Source organism: Streptomyces griseofuscus (assembly GCF_014673495.1).
GTDB lineage: Bacteria > Actinomycetota > Actinomycetes > Streptomycetales > Streptomycetaceae > Streptomyces > Streptomyces murinus.
Genome location: NZ_CP051006.1, coordinates 4,967,805 through 4,983,815, shown reverse-complemented (window position 1 = coordinate 4,983,815; position 16,011 = coordinate 4,967,805). Strand labels below are relative to the sequence as shown.

Genomic DNA, 16,011 nt, shown 5'->3' with positions numbered 1-16,011 from the left:
ACTGATTTTTAGCCACGCCCTGAGGTTCTTGACGGACCCAAGGTCGTTGTGGAGACAGGTTTCAGACGGCTCTTTCTATCACCCGCTACGGACAGCACAGCGGGCCGGATCCGCCCTGTTCCCAAGGGAGAACCGGCCCGTGATGCCTCCGTTACGCGCCTTCACGCCCCCTTCACGCGGCGCACGCGCGAGCCGTCGTGCGCCGGGGAGCGGCCGTTCGCCGCACTGGCTGATTCGCGGCGGCGAAGTGCTACGCGTCCTCGGCCAGTTCCAGCCAGCGCAGCTCCAGCTCCTCGCGCTCACCGGCGAGTTCCCGCAGCTGGGCGTCCAGTTCGGCCACCTTCGCGAAGTCCGTCGCGTTGTCGGCGATCCGCGCGTGCAGCTTGGTCTCCTTCTCGGCGACCTTGTCCAACTGCCGCTCGATCTTCTGGAGTTCCTTCTTGGCGGCGCGCTGGTCGGCGGCGCTCTTCTCCTGCGTGGCCGGCTTGGGGGCCGCGGCGGCGTTGCGCTCGGCGACGGCCTCCTCCATGCGCAGCCGCCGCTCCAGGTACTCGTCGATGCCGCGCGGCAGCATCCGCAGCGCGCCGTCGCCGAGCAGGGCGAACACCCGGTCCGTGGTGCGCTCCACGAAGAACCGGTCGTGGGAGATGACGATCATCGAGCCGGGCCAGCCGTCGAGGACGTCCTCCAGCTGGGTGAGGGTCTCGATGTCGAGGTCGTTGGTGGGCTCGTCCAGGAAGAGGACGTTGGGCTCGTCCATCAGCAGCCGCAGCAGCTGGAGGCGGCGGCGCTCACCGCCGGAGAGGTCGCCGACCGGCGTCCACTGCTTCTCCTTGGTGAACCCGAAGGTCTCGCAGAGCTGACCCGCGGTCATCTCGCGCCCCTTGCCGAGGTCGACGCGCTCGCGCACCTGCTGCACGGCCTCCAGGACCCGGCAGGCGGGGTCGAGTTCGGCGACCTCCTGGGAGAGGTAGGCGAGCTTGACCGTCCGGCCGACGGCGACCCGCCCGCCGGCCGGCTGCGTCTCGCCCTCGGTGCGGGCGGCCTCGGCCATGGCGCGCAGCAGCGAGGTCTTGCCCGCGCCGTTCACGCCGACCAGGCCGATCCGGTCGCCGGGGCCGAGCTGCCAGGTGATGTGCTTGAGCAGCACCTTGGGGCCGGCCTGGACGGTGACGTCCTCCAGGTCGAAGACGGTCTTGCCGAGCCGGGAGGAGGCGAACTTCATCAGCTCGCTGCTGTCGCGGGGCGGCGGCACGTCCGCGATCAGCTCGTTGGCGGCCTCCACCCGGAAGCGGGGCTTGGAGGTACGGGCGGGCGCGCCGCGGCGCAGCCAGGCCAGCTCCTTGCGGATCAGGTTCTGCCGCTTGGCCTCTTCGGTGGCGGCGATGCGCTCGCGTTCGGCACGGGCGAAGACGTAGTCGGAGTAGCCGCCCTCGTACTCGTACACATCACCGCGCTGCACGTCCCACATGCGGGTGCAGACCTGGTCGAGGAACCAGCGGTCGTGGGTGACGCAGACGAGCGCCGAGCGGCGGTTCTGGAGGTGCCGGGCGAGCCAGGAGATGCCCTCGACGTCGAGGTGGTTGGTGGGCTCGTCCAGGACGAGCAGGTCCTGCTCCTCGATCAGCAGCTTGGCCAGCGCGATCCGGCGCCGCTCGCCACCGGACAGCGGGCCGATGACCGTGTCGAGCCCCTTGGGGAAGCCCGGCAGGTCCAGGCCGCCGAACAGTCCGGTCAGTACGTCCCTGACCTTGGCGTTGCCCGCCCACTCGTGGTCCGCCATGTCACCGATCACCTCATGGCGGACGGTGGCGGCGGGGTCGAGCGAGTCGTGCTGGGTGAGCACGCCGAGGCGCAGCCCGCCGGAGTGGGTGACGCGGCCGGTATCGGCGTCCTCCAGCTTGGCCAGCATCCGGATCAGGGTGGTCTTCCCGTCACCGTTGCGGCCCACGACCCCGATCCTGTCCCCTTCCGACACACCGAGCGAGACGCCGTCGAGCAGGGCACGGGTGCCGTACACCTTGCTGACGTTCTCGACATTGACCAGGTTGACGGCCATTTCACTCCTGTGCGCGGGGCGGTATCGACATGCGGCTCCGCCGCGTCGGTCAGCCTTCTAGCGTAGGGCCTCGGGGGTGGGGGGTGACGCGCGAGGGGATGGTCACTCTTTGTGATGACGTGGTCGGGAACGGGCCACGACCGTAGAGGGGAGGCAGCAGGATCCCGTCCATGGGAGGAACCATGACCGCCGAGTCCGCAGAGCACCGGGTCCACTGGCCGGTGCCGCCGCACGACGGCTACACCCTCTGAGGTCCTAGAGGACCGTCGCCCCCGCCACCGGCCCCGCCGCCGTCCGTACGGTGCGGCAGGTGCCGGAGGCAGAGAGGGCCCCCGCGACCTTCTCGGCCGTGGCGGCGTCCCGGGTGAGGAACGCGGTCGTCGGGCCCGAGCCGGAGACCAGGCAGGCGAGGGCGCCCGCGGCGCGGCCCGCCGCCAGGGTGGCCGCCAGTTCCGGGAAGAGGGACAGGGCGGGCGGCTGGAGATCGTTGGTGACGGCGGCCGCCAGCGCGTCGGCGTCCCCCTTGGCCAGGGCGTCCAGCAGGTCCTGCGAGGCCACCGGCTCCGGGATCCGCCGGCCCTCGGCCAGCCGGTCGAACTCGCGGAAGACCGCCGGCGTGGACAGCCCGCGCTCGGCCATCGCGAACACCCAGTGGAACGTGCCGCCGACGTCGAGGCCGGTCAGCAGCTCCCCGCGGCCGACGCCCAGCGCGGCACCGCCGACCAGGCTGAACGGCACATCGCTGCCCAACTCGGCGCAGATCGCGAGCAGTTCGGCCCGCGATGCGCCCGTGCCCCACAGCCTGTCGCAGGCGAGCAGCGCGCCCGCGCCGTCCGCGCTGCCGCCCGCCATGCCGCCGGCGACGGGGATGTCCTTGTCGATGTGGAGGTGCACGTTCGGCTCGATGCCCCGGCGCGCGGCGAGCGCGAGGGCGGCGCGGGCGGCGAGGTTGGTGCGGTCCAGGGGGACCTGGGCGGCGTCCGGGCCCGCGCACGTGACGCGCAGTTCGTCGGCGGGGGTGACCGTGACCTCGTCGTACAGGCCGACGGCGAGGAAGACGTTGGCGAGGTCGTGGAACCCGTCGGGGCGGGCGGCGCCCACCGCGAGCTGGACGTTGACCTTGGCGGGGACGCGGACCGTGACGCTCACTGGGCTCCTTGGACTGTGCGGGCGGCCGGCGTCAGGCGCCGGTCTGGGCGTGCTCGGCGATACGGGCGAACTCCTCGACCGTCAGCGACTCGCCGCGGGCCTGCGGGGAGATCCCGGCGGCGACCAGGGCGGCCTCGGCGGCGGCCGCGGAACCGGCCCACCCGGCGAGCGCGGCCCGCAGGGTCTTGCGGCGCTGCGCGAAGGCCGCGTCCACCACCGCGAAGACCTGCCGCTTCGTGGCCGTCGTCGCGATCGGCTCGGTGCGCCGCACCAGGGAGACGAGCCCGCTGTCGACGTTCGGCGCGGGCCAGAAGACATTGCGGCCGATGGCGCCGGCCCGCTTGACCTCGGCGTACCAGTTGGCCTTCACGGACGGGACGCCGTACACCTTCGAGCCGGGTGCGGCGGCGAGGCGGTCGGCGACCTCGGCCTGCACCATCACCAGGGTGCGCTCGATGCTCGGGAAGGTGGCGAGCATGTGCAGCAGCACGGGGACGGCGACGTTGTACGGCAGGTTCGCGACCAGCGCGGTCGGGGCGGGGCCCGGCAGCTCGGTGACGTCCATCGCGTCGGAGTGGACCAGCGCGAAGCGGTCGGCGCGGGCGGGCATCCGGGCGGCGACGGTGGCGGGGAGAGCGGCGGCGAGGACGTCGTCGATCTCCACGGCGGTGACGCGGTCGGCGACCTCCAGCAGCGCGAGCGTGAGCGAGCCGAGCCCGGGGCCGACCTCCACGACGGTGTCGTCGGGGCGGACCTCGGCGGTGCGGACGATACGGCGGACCGTGTTCGCGTCGATCACGAAGTTCTGGCCGCGCTGCTTGGTGGGCCGGACACCGAGCGCGCTCGCGAGCTCGCGGATGTCGGCGGGGCCGAGGAGGGCGTCGGGGGCGGGGCTACTCACGGGACAAGGGTACGGGGCGCCGGTGGGCGCCCCTGACAAGCGCCCCCGGACCTACCCGTGCAGCCGCTCCCCGCAGTGCGGCCAGGGGCTCTCCCCCCGCCGCGCGTACAGCTTCTTCGCCCGGTACGTCTGCTCCGACTCCGACGCGTCCTGGGGCAGCCCCGTGCCCCCCAGCGTGTGCCAGGTATGCGCGTCGAACTGGTACAAACCCCCGTACGTCCCGGAGGCGTCCACCGCATGCGGATCGCCGCCGGACTCGCACACCGCGAGCCCGTGCCAGTTCAGCGCGTCGACCCCCGCGGCCGAGCGGGGCGCCGCCTTGGTGCCGACCTTCACCACCTGCCGCCGCGGCCTGCGCACCACTTCCGTCCCCTCCCGGCGCGGTTCCTGGCGCACCCCGTTGACCGTGCGCAGCAGATACGTGATCCGCCGCAGCCCGGGGCGCCCGGGGCTGGCGACGACCTCGGTGCCCTTGAGCAGCGTGGGGTCGTACGTCCGCTCGGTGCGGAACGGGATCTCCTCCTCGCGGACCTCCCGCCCTCCGGTCACCCGCAGCACCGTGACGGTCTGGCCGTCGCGCGGGAAGCTGTCGGCGGGGACGGAGAGCATGTCGTCGGCGCCCAGGGTGACCCCGGCCGCCTCGACGGCCTCCCCGACCGTCGCCGCGTTGGTGCGGATGGTGCGGGCGCGCCCGTCGGCCATGACCGTGACCGTCCGCTCGGTGCGCACATCGAGCGCGAGCCCGGCGCGGCCGATGCTCTGGGAGCGCGAGGCCGACAGATACGCGCCCTCCGCGCGCACCCCCAGCTCCCGCAGCGCCCCGTCCACGGTCCGCGCCGTCGTCCACACCTGGTGCGGTCGGCCGTCCAGGGTGAGCCGCACGGGGCGGCCGTGGCGCACCGCGATCGCGTCGCCGCCGGCGAGCGGGGTGTCGGGGGCGGGCGCGACCAGATCGTGCTCGCCCACCTGGACGCCCTCCTCGGCGAGCAGCGCGTGCACATCGTCGGCGAAGGTGTGCAGCGCCCGCGGCCGGCCGTCGACATCGAGCCGGATCGCCCGGTCCTGTGCGACGAACGCGGTGGTGCCGCCGGCCAGGAAGGCCACCACCAGCGCCTGCGGCAGCAGCCGGCGCACCAGGGAGTCCGGCCGTTCGGCCGCCCGCGCCCCGCGCCGGCGCGCACGCCGGCCACCGCGCCGCTCCGGCGACGCGCAGGTCTCCAACCGCCGTTTACCGCTCACGCCGACACGCTCCACAGGGGCCGAAAGGTCCGGATCGGGGGCAGAACCTAGCGGAGCCTCGGCCACTCTCCAAAGCGACGCGACTACGGAACGCTACGAAAGGGGGGCTATGCCGGGTAGTCGAAGGCGCGGGCCGTGTTCGCGTTCAGGGCCGTCGCCAGCGCGTCTTCGTCGATGCCGCGTACGGCGGCCATGGCGCGCACGGTGACCGGAACGAGGTACGGCGCGTTGGGCCGTCCGCGGTACGGCGCCGGGGTGAGGAAGGGCGCGTCGGTCTCCACGAGGACCAGTTCCAGCGGGGCGACGGCGAGGGCGTCGCGCAGATTCTGGGCGTTCTTGAAGGTGACGTTGCCCGCGAAGGACATGAAGTAGCCCTCGCGGGCGCAGATCTCCGCCATCTCGGCGTCGCCGGAGTAGCAGTGGAAGACGGTGCGCTCGGGGGCACCCTCCTCCTTGAGTACGCGCAGCACGTCGGCGTGGGCCTCGCGGTCGTGGATGACGAGCGCCTTGCCGCGCCGCTTGGCGATCTCGATGTGCGCGCGGAAGGACCGCTCCTGGGCCTCCTTGCCCTCGGGGCCCGTCCGGAAGTAGTCGAGGCCGGTCTCGCCGACGCCCCTGACGTGGGGCAGCGCGGCGAGCCGGTCGATCTCGGCGAGCGCCTCGTCCAGCGCGGCCTGCCCGCCCGGCTCCCTGGCCCCCTTGCGGGACCATCCGTCGGGGTCGCCGTGGACGATGCGCGGGGCCTCGTTCGGGTGCAGGGCGACGGCGGCGTGCACGTTCTCGTACGTCCGCGCGGTCTCGGCGGCCCATCGGGAGCCGTCGATGTCGCAGCCGACCTGGACGACCGTGGTGACCCCGACCGACGCGGCCTTCGCCAGGCCCTCCTCGACGGTGCCGGACTGCATGTCGAGGTGGGTGTGGGAGTCGGCGACGGGCACCCGCAGGGGTGCGGGCGGCGGCGGTGCCGCGTTCTTGTCGCCCGGGGAGCCGTTCTGGCCGGCGTTCGAAGGCATGTCCCGATCCTACGAAAGGGACGCGGCCCCGGGCTCCGGCGCCCGAGGCCGGGGGGCTCAGCCCGCCTTGCGCTGGAATGGGTGCAGCAGGTCCGACAGATGCCAGTGGTGCGGCGTCCCGGCCGCGGCCCCCGCGCCCTCACCGGCGCCCGGCACCTGCGGCACCTCCACCGGCCCGGCGAGCGGCGAGCCGCGCCGGGCGTCCGTGCCCCGTACCGACGACACCTGTCCGGCGCGCATGATCCGCAGCACATGGCCATCGCAGTTCTGGCAGCTGGGGCTGCGCAGCGGCGACGGCACGACGTGCCCGTCGGCCACGTACCGCACGTACTGCTGCCCGTCGGCGTCCGTGTGGTGCTCTATCTCGTACGACTGCTCCCAGCCGTGCCCGCAGCGCATGCAGGCGAATGAATACGACTCGTGAACAACGGCTGTGGCCGTACCGCGGAGGCCGGTCTGCCCTGCGATCTCACTCATGCCAGCTCCTCGTTTCCGCTGGACGAGCACCCCTGAGCGGGGTCCCTTCGACCAGTGGACGCCTTCGCCGACGCGAATGCACCGGGGCTGTCGAGTGTTGGAGTCGATTTGAGTCTTCCTTGCCGAAACGCCCCCGCGGACCGCCTGTGCGCTTTGCCAATGGCGACAGCCTTTTGCCGCCCATTGGCCGATTCGCTCATCCGAGAAGATCCCTGCTCAGAGGGCAGTTTTTACTCAAGCCCCGCGTCCGGGCAGACCCCTCACTGATCGGCTCGCTTCGCTGCCACAACGGCGTCGAACACGACCCTCTTCGGCAACCCGGCCTCCACCGCCACCGCAGCGATCGCCTCCTTGCGCCGCTCCCCGGCCTCCTCGCGCACCCGCACCCGGCGCACCAGTTCCGCCGCGTCGAGCTCCTCCGGGCCGGTCTCGGGCGCGCCCTCGACCACGACCGTGATCTCGCCGCGCACCCCCTCCGCGGCCCAGCTCGCCAGCTCGGCCAGCGGACCCCGGCGCACCTCCTCGTACGTCTTGGTCAGCTCCCGGCAGACCGCGGCCCGCCGCTCGGCGCCGAAGACCTCGGCCATCGCGGCGAGGGTGTCGTCGAGGCGGTGCGGGGCCTCGAAGTAGACCAGCGTGCGCCGCTCGCCCTCGACCTCGCGCAGCCGGGAGAGCCGTTCGCCCGCCTTGCGCGGCAGGAAGCCCTCGAAGCAGAACCGGTCCACGGGCAGCCCGGACAGGGCGAGCGCGGTGAGCACGGCGGACGGCCCGGGTACGGCGGTGACCCGGATGTCCTTCTCGACGGCCGCCGCGACCAGCCGGTACCCGGGGTCGGACACCGACGGCATGCCCGCGTCCGTGACGAGCAGCACCCGCGCCCCGCCGACCAGCTCCTCGACCAGTTCGGGGGTGCGCGCCGACTCGTTGCCCTCGAAGTACGACAGCACCCGGCCGCCCGGTGTGACACCGAGCGCCTGGGTGAGCCGGCGCAGCCGCCGGGTGTCCTCGGCGGCGATGACGTCCGCGGTCTCCAGCTCCTTCACCAGCCGGGGCGGCGCGTCCGCGATGTCGCCGATGGGGGTACCTGCGAGGACAAGGGTTCCAGTCACGCCCCCATCCTCGCAGGGGTCCGCGAGCCGGAGGAAAACGACCGCTTCGCGGCCCGCGCCGCGCATGCACGGGACTCGCACAGCACCGTTCCCTACGATGGCGCGGTGACCAGTACCGCGTCCTCCATGGATCTGAGGCAGGGCCAGGCGCCGCACGACCGGCGGCCGCCGTGGCAGCAGCGGCTGCGCCGGTTCGGGTACGCGCCGGCGAAGGACACGCCCGAGGGCGACGTCCGGGACCGGCTGGTGCCGCCGTACCCGCAGCCCGGTCCCCGGCTGTGGCGGGCGCTCGGCGCCCCGCCCGTGCTGGCCGACCGGATCAACCGCTGGTCGGGCTGGGTGGGGCCGCTGCTGGTGACGCTGGTCGCGGGCCTGCTGCGGTTCTGGAACCTGGGCAGCCCGCGGGCGGTGATATTCGACGAGACGTACTACGCCAAGGACGCGTGGGCGCTGGTCCACCGCGGCTTCGAGGTCAACTGGGACAAGAACGCCAACGACCTGGTCCTCCAGACGCACGGGCATCTCGCGATCCCGGCGGACGCGGCGTACGTGGTGCATCCGCCGGTCGGGAAGTACGTGATCGGGCTCGGCGAGCTGATGTTCGGGTTCAACCCGTTCGGCTGGCGGTTCATGACCGCGCTGCTGGGCACGCTGAGCGTGCTGATGATCTGCCGGATCGGGCGCCGGATGTTCCGCTCGACGTTCCTGGGCTGTCTGGCGGGCGCCCTGCTCGCGGTGGACGGGCTGCACTTCGTGATGAGCCGTACCTCGCTGCTCGACGGTGTGCTGATGTTCTTCGTGGTGGCCGCGTTCGGCTGTCTGCTCATCGACCGGGACCGGTCACGGGCGAGACTGGCCGCCGCGCTGCCCGTCGGACCGGACGGCCTGGTCCGCCCGAACGCGCAGGTCGCGGACTCCGTGCGGCTCGGCTGGCGCCCCTGGCGCTGGGCGGCCGGGCTGATGCTGGGCCTGGCCATCGGCACCAAGTGGAACGGCCTGTACATCCTGGTCGCGTTCTGTGTGATGGCGGTGCTGTGGGACGTCGGCGCGCGCAGGGTGGCCGGCGCCCGCTACCCGCGTCTGGCGGTCCTGAAGCACGACCTCGGCATCACCTTCCTGGCGACGGTCCCGGTGTCCGTCGCCGTCTACCTGCTGTCCTGGCTGGGCTGGATCCTCTCCCCCACCAACGGCACGGGCGGTTACTTCCGCAACTGGGCGATCACCGACGGCCGGGGCGGCGCCTGGTCCTTCCTGCCGGACTGGCTGCGCAGCCTGTGGCACTACGAGCACGAGGTGTACGAGTTCCATCTGCACCTGGACTCCCCGCACACCTACCAGTCCAACCCGTGGAGCTGGCTGGTGCTGGGCCGCCCGGTCTCGTACTTCTACGAGTCCCCCTCCCCCGGCACCGACGGCTGCCCGGCGGACGCGGGCCAGAAGTGCGCCCGCGAGGTGCTGGCCCTCGGCACACCGCTGCTGTGGTGGGCGGCCTGCTTCGCGATCGTGTACATCCTGTGGCGCTGGGCGTTCCGCCGCGACTGGCGGGCCGGTGCCATCGCCTGCGCGATCGCGGCCGGCTATCTGCCCTGGTTCCTGTACCAGGAGCGGACGATCTTCTTCTTCTACGCGGTCGTCTTCGTGCCGTTCCTGTGCCTGGCCGTGGCCATGATGATCGGCGCGATCCTCGGCCCACCGGGCTCCAGCGACACCCGCCGCGTGGTCGGCGCCACCTCTGCGGGCGTCCTGGTCCTGCTGATCGCCTGGAACTTCATCTACTTCTGGCCCCTGTTCACCGGCACGGCGATCCCGATCGACAGCTGGCGGGCGAGGATGTGGCTGGACACCTGGGTCTAGGGTCTGTTGCGAAAGTGGATCTTGTTCGTTGATGATCACCTTTCGTGGGACGTGGGGATCTGACGAACGGCCAGTGGGCCCGGCTTGAGCCGTTGCTGCCGCAAGGCATCAAGCCGGGTCGTCCGCAGGTGTGGACGCGGCGGCAGCTGATAGACGGCATACGGTGGCGGACCCGGACCGGTGCCCCATGGCGTGACGTGCCCGAACGCTACGGGCCGTGGGACCGGGTTTATGACCTGTTCCGGCGCTGGCAGCGGGACGGCACCTGGGCGAGGATCCTCACCCAGCTCCAGGCCGAGGCCGATGCGGAGGGCCTGGTCACCTGGGACGTGAACGTCGACTCCACCGTCTGCCGGGCTCACCAGCACGCTGCCGGCGCGGTGAAAAGGGGGATCTCCAGAAGGAACCGCCCGGCGGGATCTTCGTCGAGCCGGCCGACCACGGTCTCGGACGATCCCGCGGCGGGCTGACCAGCAAAATCCACCTCGCGGTCGAGCAGGGGCAGAAGCCCTTGTCCGTCGTGATCACGGCTGGACAGCGGGGCGATTCCCCGCAGTTCGAAGCGGTCCTGGAAGCCATCCGGGTTCCGAGGCTGGGACTCGGCAGGCCGCGCAAGAGGCCGGACCGGGTGCGGGCCGACAAGGCGTACGACTCCCGCAGCAACCGCTCCTACCTGCGCAGACGCGGCATCAAAGCCACCATCCCAGTCCCTGCGGACCGCGTCCGCAACCGCCTCAAGCGCGGCTCGCGCGGCGGGCGTCCACCGGCGTTCGACAAGGACGACTACAGGCAGCGGCACGCGGTCGAGTGCGGGATCAACCGGCTCAAACGCCACCGGGCCGTCGCCACTCGGTACGACAAACTCGCCGTCCGCTACGAAGCGACAGTGCTGGTCGCAGCCATCAACGAGTGGCTTTGACCAGCACTTTCACAACACGCCCTAGTGTCCTGAGTCTTTGATCCGTCGGCAGTAGCTGGCGAGGGATTCGAGGATTTGATCGGCGGTCTTGGTCCAGACGTATGGGCGAGGGTTGTCGTTCCAGTCGGCGACCCAGGCCCGGATGTCTCGTTCGAGGGCCTGGACGGAGCGGTGGACGCCGCGGCGGAGCTTCTTGCTGGTCAGCTCGGCGAACCACCGCTCGACCAGGTTCAGCCAGGACGAGCCGGTGGGTGTGAAATGCAGCTGGAAACGGGGATGGGCCAGCAGCCATTTCTTGATCGTCTCGGTCTTGTGAGTGGCGTAGTTGTCCAGGACGAGGTGCACCTCCAGGCCGGTCGGGATCTCGCGCTCCAGCTTGGCCAGGAACTTCTTGAACTCGGCAGTGCGGTGGCGGCGATGCAGTGAGCCGATGACTTTGCCGGTGGCCGTGTTCAGAGCGGCGAACAGCGTCGTGGTGCCCGCGCGCACGTAATCGTGGCTGGCCCGTTGCGGGACACCGGGCATCATCGGCAGCACAGGCTGAGAGCGGTCCAGTGCCTGGATCTGGGACTTCTCGTCGACGCAGAGCACCAGTGCCCTTTCGGGCGGGTCGAGGTAGAGCCCGACCACGTCGTGGACCTTGTCGACGAAGAATGGATCGGTGGACAGCTTGAATGACTCGGCCCGGTGGGGCTGAAGGCCGAAGGCCCGCCAGACCCGGGAGACGGTGGACTGGGACAGGCCGACCCGCTCGGCCATCGAGCGTGTCGACCAGTGCGTGGCGTTCTTCGGCTTCGTCTCCAGCGTCATCCGGACCAGCTCGGCGACTTGCTCATCGGTGACCGTCCGCTCCCGGCCCGGGCGGGGCGCGTCACCCAGGCCGTCCAGCCGGTCTCTGAGGAAACGGCCCCGCCACTTGGATACCGTCTCCGTGGTCACCCCGGCGGCAGCGGCCACCGAACTGGCCGACCGGGGCAGTCCATCAGGCTCCATTTCGGCGCACGCCAGCACGATTCGGGCCCTCAACGCCAGAGCCTGCGGCGTCGATTGCCCCCGCACCAACCCACCGAGCACCCGCCGCTCGTGATCCGACAACACCAACTCGGCCAGTCTCGGCCCAGGACGTCCCATGTCCTGACCAACGATGGATCAAGGACTCAGGACACTAGCTGGGCAGACCCAAAACAGGCGATGAGCACCTCTTGAGGAGCGAGGCCCTCGACAAAAGACCGACACGCAGACGGCGCCGAGGAAGGCGTCCCCCAGAACACCATCTGGCCGGCGATCCTGACCTGGTCCTGTCCTGAGTTTCGCCGCGCTTTCGGGCGCCTTGCTGCCGATGATGAAGGAGCAGGGCGCGAGGTGGGGCGTGAATTTCAAGGTGTGGCGCTCGGCGCGCGTCCTGAAGAAACTTCTCGCCAGGGACGACCTGACCCCCGAGCGAAGAACGCCGCCTATGATCATGAGCATGTCCGAACTGCGTGAGCGTGCCGTGCGCAATCAGCTGGCGGCCGGGGAACAGCTCCTGGCGTACGCCTCCGTCGTGCCCGCGGCCGGGGCCAAGGGTGTCAGTGTGAACCTCGGTGGTGTGCTCGCGAACGATCTGATGAGCCAGGTCGGCGCGCAGGGCGGGATGGCGGGCGGCATCGCGTCGCAGATGCCGGCCACGTCCGGGGCGCTGCTGCTGCGCGTCACCGACCAGCGGGTCGGGCTGGTGAAGCCGTTGGACGGCACGCCGGTGTGGGAGGTGCCCAGGGCGTGGGTGGCGCGGGTCGAACGGCGGCCCCGGCTTCAGCTGATGGCGCGTTTCCGGGTGCACTACGCCGATGGTTCCTGGCTCGCCTTCCTCACCATGCGCCGCCGAAACATCGAGCAATTCCGCGCTCTCCTGGGCTGAGTTTCCGGTCCGATTGTCGCAACCGTGCTACGGAATGACCGAAGACATCACCCACCCCGCTCAGGACTTTAGGGTGAGTGCCGTCGTTGGGGAGTCGAGGGGCGGGGGACCCTGGGAAGCGCGGAGGAGCAGAGGCTGTGGGGAAGAGGAGACGGGCCGCCGAACGGCGCATCGCGCCGCCCGGCGTGATAGGCGGAGTCATCGCCCTGGTCGTCTGCGGCGCCGGACTCACCGCCTACGCGCTGTACGACGGCGGTTCGGCGGCCGGTGAGACAAGCGCCACCGCGCACCACAAGCAGGTCAAGACAGGCCCCCTCAGCGCGGCCGAGGTGCACACCGCCGCCACCGCCTTCCTCACCTCCTGGCAGCAGGGCCGGGTCGCCGACGCGGCGGCCGCCACCGACAACGCCTCGGCCGCCACCGCCCTGCTCACCGGCTACGGCAAGGACGCCCACCTCACGGGCGTCACACTCACCCCGGGCACCGCCAAGGGCGCCGAGGTGCCCTTCTCCGTCAAGGCGACGCTGGCGTACAAGGGCGTCTCCAGGCCGCTGGCGTACGGCAGTTCGCTCACCGTCGTACGGCGGGCGAGCGACGGCAAGCCGCTGGTCGACTGGCACTCCTCCGTCGTCCAGCCCGATCTGCGGGACGGCGACACACTGGTCACCGGCCACGCCGGCACCCCGCCGGTCAAGGCCCTGGACCGCGACGGCGGCGAGCTGACGGCCGCCAAGTACCCCTCGCTCGGCACCGTGTTGGACGGGCTGCGCGAGAAGTACGGCAAGAAGGCGGGCGGCACGGCGGGCGTGGAGCTGCGCGTGGTGCGCGGCAAGGCGTCGCAGAAGGCGAAGCTGTCCGACAAGACGCTGGTGACGCTGAGCCAGGGCACCCCGGGCACCGTGAAGACGACCCTGAGCCCGGCCCTCCAGGCGGAGGCCGAGGCACAGGTCGGCAAGCGGACACACGCCTCCGTGGTCGTCCTGCGGCCCTCCACCGGCGAGATCCTCGCGGTCGCCAACAGCGAGCACGGCTTCAACGTCGGCTTCCAGGGCTCGCTGGCGCCGGGCTCCACGATGAAGATCGTGACCTCGACCATGCTGTTCGAGAAGAAGCTCATCACCCCGGACGCCTCGCACCCCTGCCCCAAGACATACAAGCTCGCGGGCTGGACGTTCCACAACGACGACGACTCCGAGATCAAGAAGGGCACCTTCAAGACCGCCTTCGGCGCCTCCTGCAACAACGCCTTCATCAACTTCGCGCCCAAGCTCTCCAACAGCGATCTGACCGAGGAGGCCCAGCAGGTCTACGGCCTCGGCATGGACAACTGGGCCATCGGCGTGCCCACCTTCGACGGCTCCGTCCCGGTTCAGAGCGGCGCGCAGATGGGTGCCTCGCTGATCGGGCAGGGCGGGGTGCGCATGAACCCGCTGAACATGGCCTCCGTCGCGGCCACCGTGCAGTCGGGCCGCTTCCGCCAGCCGTACCTGGTCTCCCCGGACGTGGACCACCGCACCCTGGCGACGGCCGCGCGCACCATGTCCGCGAAGACGCAGTCCCAGCTCAAGGAGGTCATGAAGTTCACGGCCGACTACGGCACGGCCGCCAAGGCGATGGCCGGCCTCGGCCCGGACTACGGCGCGAAGACCGGCTCGGCCGAGGTCGACGGGCAGAAGAAGCCGAACGGCTGGTTCACCGCCTACCGGGGCGACCTGGTGGCCGCGGGCGTGGTGCAGGCCGGTGGGCACGGCGGTGACACGGCCGGCCCGATCGTGGCGGACCTGCTCAAGAAGGGCGGCTGACCGGACCGGTCAGTTGTGTACGGGCACGGCCGTGTAGGTCCGGCGCAGAAAGCGGATCAGTGCCTTGGAGTCGAACTGGAGCACATCGACCCCCTGGTCGGAGTGGAACTCCACGACCGCCTGGACCCGGCCGCACGGCCACACCCGTACGGAGCCGCTCTCGGCCGGTGCCCGCAGCCCGCGCTCCAGCAGGGAGCGGGAGAAGGTCCACTCATGGGCGCCCGGGAGATCGATCCGTACCGAGCGCGGATCGTCCTCGGGGTCGTACCGCAGCCGTACCGGGACGGCTCCCGGGTCCTCGTCGTCCGTGACGACATGGGCGCGCGCGTACTGCTCGATCACAGACATGGGAACGCCCTTTCACCCTGAGTGACGCCTACGAAAGCCACTTCATCCACTTTCAACCGTTTCCTCTCCAATGTCGCACATTTCGCCCGAGCCGCCCCCCGAGCAGGAGGCGAGTACCCAGTACTTGCAAAGGGTTCGCAACAAGCGTCTAAAATCAAACGGTGCATGTACCTGACGGATTCATCGACGCCCCCACCTCCGCCGTCACCGGAGTGATCGCCGCCGGCGCCCTCGCGGTGAGCCTGCGCGGTGCCCGACGGGAACTTGGGGGCACCTCCCGCGCGAGCGAAGCCGAGCGTGGGGGAGAGAAGACCGCACCGTTGGCCGGTCTCGTGGCCGCCTTCATCTTCGCCGTGCAGATGCTGAACTTCCCCGTGGCGGCCGGCACCAGCGGCCATCTGCTGGGCGGGGCGCTGGCCGCGATACTCGTCGGCCCGTACACCGGTGTGCTCTGTGTGTCCGTGGTGCTGCTGATGCAGGGCGTGCTGTTCGCGGACGGCGGGCTGACCGCGCTGGGCGTCAACATCACGGACATGGCGCTGGTCACCACCGTGGTGTCGTACGCCGTCTTCCGCGGCCTGCTAGCCGTGCTGCCCCGGGGGCGCCGCTCGGTGACCGTGGCCTCCTTCGTCGCAGCCCTCGTCTCCGTGCCGGCCGCGGCCTGCGCCTTCACCCTGATCTACGCGGTCGGCGGCACCACCGACGTCTCGATCGGCAAGGTCGCGACCGCCATGATCGGCGTCCACGTGCTGATCGGCGTCGGCGAGGCGGTGATCACCGCGCTGACGGTCGGCGCCGTGATCGCCGTACGCCCGGACCTGGTGCACGGCGCGCGCGGGCTGCGGCAGCGGCTCCGGCTGCGGGTGGACGGCGAACTGGTCGACGCGCCCGCCTCCCCCGTCTCCCCCGCGGCGGCGCCCACCTCGCGGCGCAAGGTGTGGGTGACCGGTCTCGTCGCCTCCCTCGTGCTCGCCGGATTCGTCAGCTTCTACGCCTCCGCGAGCCCCGACGGCCTGGAGAAGGTCGCGCACGACAAGGGGATCGACACCCGGGCGAGGGAGCACGCCTCGGCCGGTTCCCCGCTCGCCGACTACGGCGTCAAGGACGTCTCCGACGCACGCCTGTCCGGTGGGCTCGCGGGCGTGATCGGGGTCGGGGTCACGGTGGTCGCGGGCAGCGCGGTGTTCTGGGCGGTGCGCAGGCGCCGCGACACCGATGTCCCGCCCGTGAGCCACGGTCTCTGA

At 71.2% G+C, this 16,011-nt stretch carries 14 protein-coding genes; 5 read left to right on the top strand and 9 right to left on the bottom strand.

Translation table 11 applies throughout. The features are described 5' to 3' along the window. Positions 1-250: 250 nt before the first annotated feature. The 7 genes from HEP81_RS22365 to rsmI form a co-directional block, all read right to left on the bottom strand. Positions 251-2,059: an ABC-F family ATP-binding cassette domain-containing protein gene (locus HEP81_RS22365; RefSeq protein ID WP_037653771.1), complete on the bottom strand. Its 1,809-nt coding sequence runs from the start codon at positions 2,057-2,059 to the stop codon at positions 251-253. 255 nt (positions 2,060-2,314) lie between these two features. Beyond that, on the bottom strand, positions 2,315-3,208 hold the full coding sequence (locus HEP81_RS22360) for a 4-(cytidine 5'-diphospho)-2-C-methyl-D-erythritol kinase (RefSeq protein ID WP_037653772.1): 894 nt from the start codon (positions 3,206-3,208) through the stop codon (positions 2,315-2,317). 31 nt (positions 3,209-3,239) lie between these two features. Beyond that, the gene (gene rsmA / locus HEP81_RS22355) at positions 3,240-4,109 is read right to left on the bottom strand and encodes a 16S rRNA (adenine(1518)-N(6)/adenine(1519)-N(6))-dimethyltransferase RsmA (RefSeq protein WP_037653773.1); all 870 of its coding nucleotides are present in this window, start codon (positions 4,107-4,109) and stop codon (positions 3,240-3,242) included. Positions 4,110-4,160: 51 nt separating this feature from the next. Next, positions 4,161-5,414, bottom strand: coding sequence for a resuscitation-promoting factor (locus HEP81_RS22350; RefSeq protein ID WP_078967260.1), 1,254 nt, complete (start codon positions 5,412-5,414; stop codon positions 4,161-4,163). A gap of 41 nt (positions 5,415-5,455) precedes the next feature. Next, on the bottom strand, positions 5,456-6,361 hold the full coding sequence (locus HEP81_RS22345; protein WP_037653775.1) for a TatD family hydrolase: 906 nt from the start codon (positions 6,359-6,361) through the stop codon (positions 5,456-5,458). Positions 6,362-6,418: 57 nt separating this feature from the next. Beyond that, positions 6,419-6,838, bottom strand: a complete 420-nt coding sequence (locus HEP81_RS22340) for a hypothetical protein (RefSeq protein ID WP_037653776.1) — start codon at positions 6,836-6,838, stop codon at positions 6,419-6,421. Positions 6,839-7,098: 260 nt separating this feature from the next. Next, complete coding sequence (gene rsmI / locus HEP81_RS22335; RefSeq protein ID WP_037653828.1) at positions 7,099-7,947, bottom strand: 16S rRNA (cytidine(1402)-2'-O)-methyltransferase; 849 nt, start codon at positions 7,945-7,947, stop codon at positions 7,099-7,101. Positions 7,948-8,052: 105 nt separating this feature from the next. On the opposite strand from rsmI, the gene HEP81_RS22330 reads away from it, so the two are divergent. Next, the gene (locus tag HEP81_RS22330; protein WP_037653777.1) at positions 8,053-9,801 is read left to right on the top strand and encodes a dolichyl-phosphate-mannose--protein mannosyltransferase; all 1,749 of its coding nucleotides are present in this window, start codon (positions 8,053-8,055) and stop codon (positions 9,799-9,801) included. A 44-nt stretch (positions 9,802-9,845) separates the two neighbouring features. Next, positions 9,846-10,720 (top strand): IS5 family transposase gene (locus HEP81_RS22325; RefSeq protein ID WP_207748323.1). Its coding sequence is split into 2 segments (ribosomal slippage): positions 9,846-10,239 and positions 10,239-10,720, totalling 876 coding nucleotides; the frame shifts between segments, so codons are not numbered across the junction. Positions 10,721-10,741: 21 nt separating this feature from the next. On the opposite strand, the gene HEP81_RS22320 is transcribed toward HEP81_RS22325, so the two are convergent. Next, positions 10,742-11,851: an IS630 family transposase gene (locus HEP81_RS22320; protein ID WP_182786078.1), complete on the bottom strand. Its 1,110-nt coding sequence runs from the start codon at positions 11,849-11,851 to the stop codon at positions 10,742-10,744. 337 nt (positions 11,852-12,188) lie between these two features. Between HEP81_RS22320 and HEP81_RS22315 the strand changes: the two genes are divergently transcribed. Beyond that, positions 12,189-12,617: a hypothetical protein gene (locus HEP81_RS22315; RefSeq protein WP_157854664.1), complete on the top strand. Its 429-nt coding sequence runs from the start codon at positions 12,189-12,191 to the stop codon at positions 12,615-12,617. Positions 12,618-12,754: 137 nt separating this feature from the next. Further along, positions 12,755-14,419, top strand: coding sequence for a penicillin-binding transpeptidase domain-containing protein (locus HEP81_RS22310; protein ID WP_037663595.1), 1,665 nt, complete (start codon positions 12,755-12,757; stop codon positions 14,417-14,419). Positions 14,420-14,428: 9 nt separating this feature from the next. Here the strand turns inward: HEP81_RS22310 and HEP81_RS22305 are convergent, their stop codons facing one another. Beyond that, positions 14,429-14,767, bottom strand: coding sequence for an SsgA family sporulation/cell division regulator (locus tag HEP81_RS22305; protein WP_037663593.1), 339 nt, complete (start codon positions 14,765-14,767; stop codon positions 14,429-14,431). 161 nt (positions 14,768-14,928) lie between these two features. Here HEP81_RS22305 and HEP81_RS22300 point away from each other — a divergent pair, with 161 nt between their 5' ends. Then, on the top strand, positions 14,929-16,011 hold the full coding sequence (locus HEP81_RS22300) for an energy-coupling factor ABC transporter permease (protein ID WP_037663591.1): 1,083 nt from the start codon (positions 14,929-14,931) through the stop codon (positions 16,009-16,011).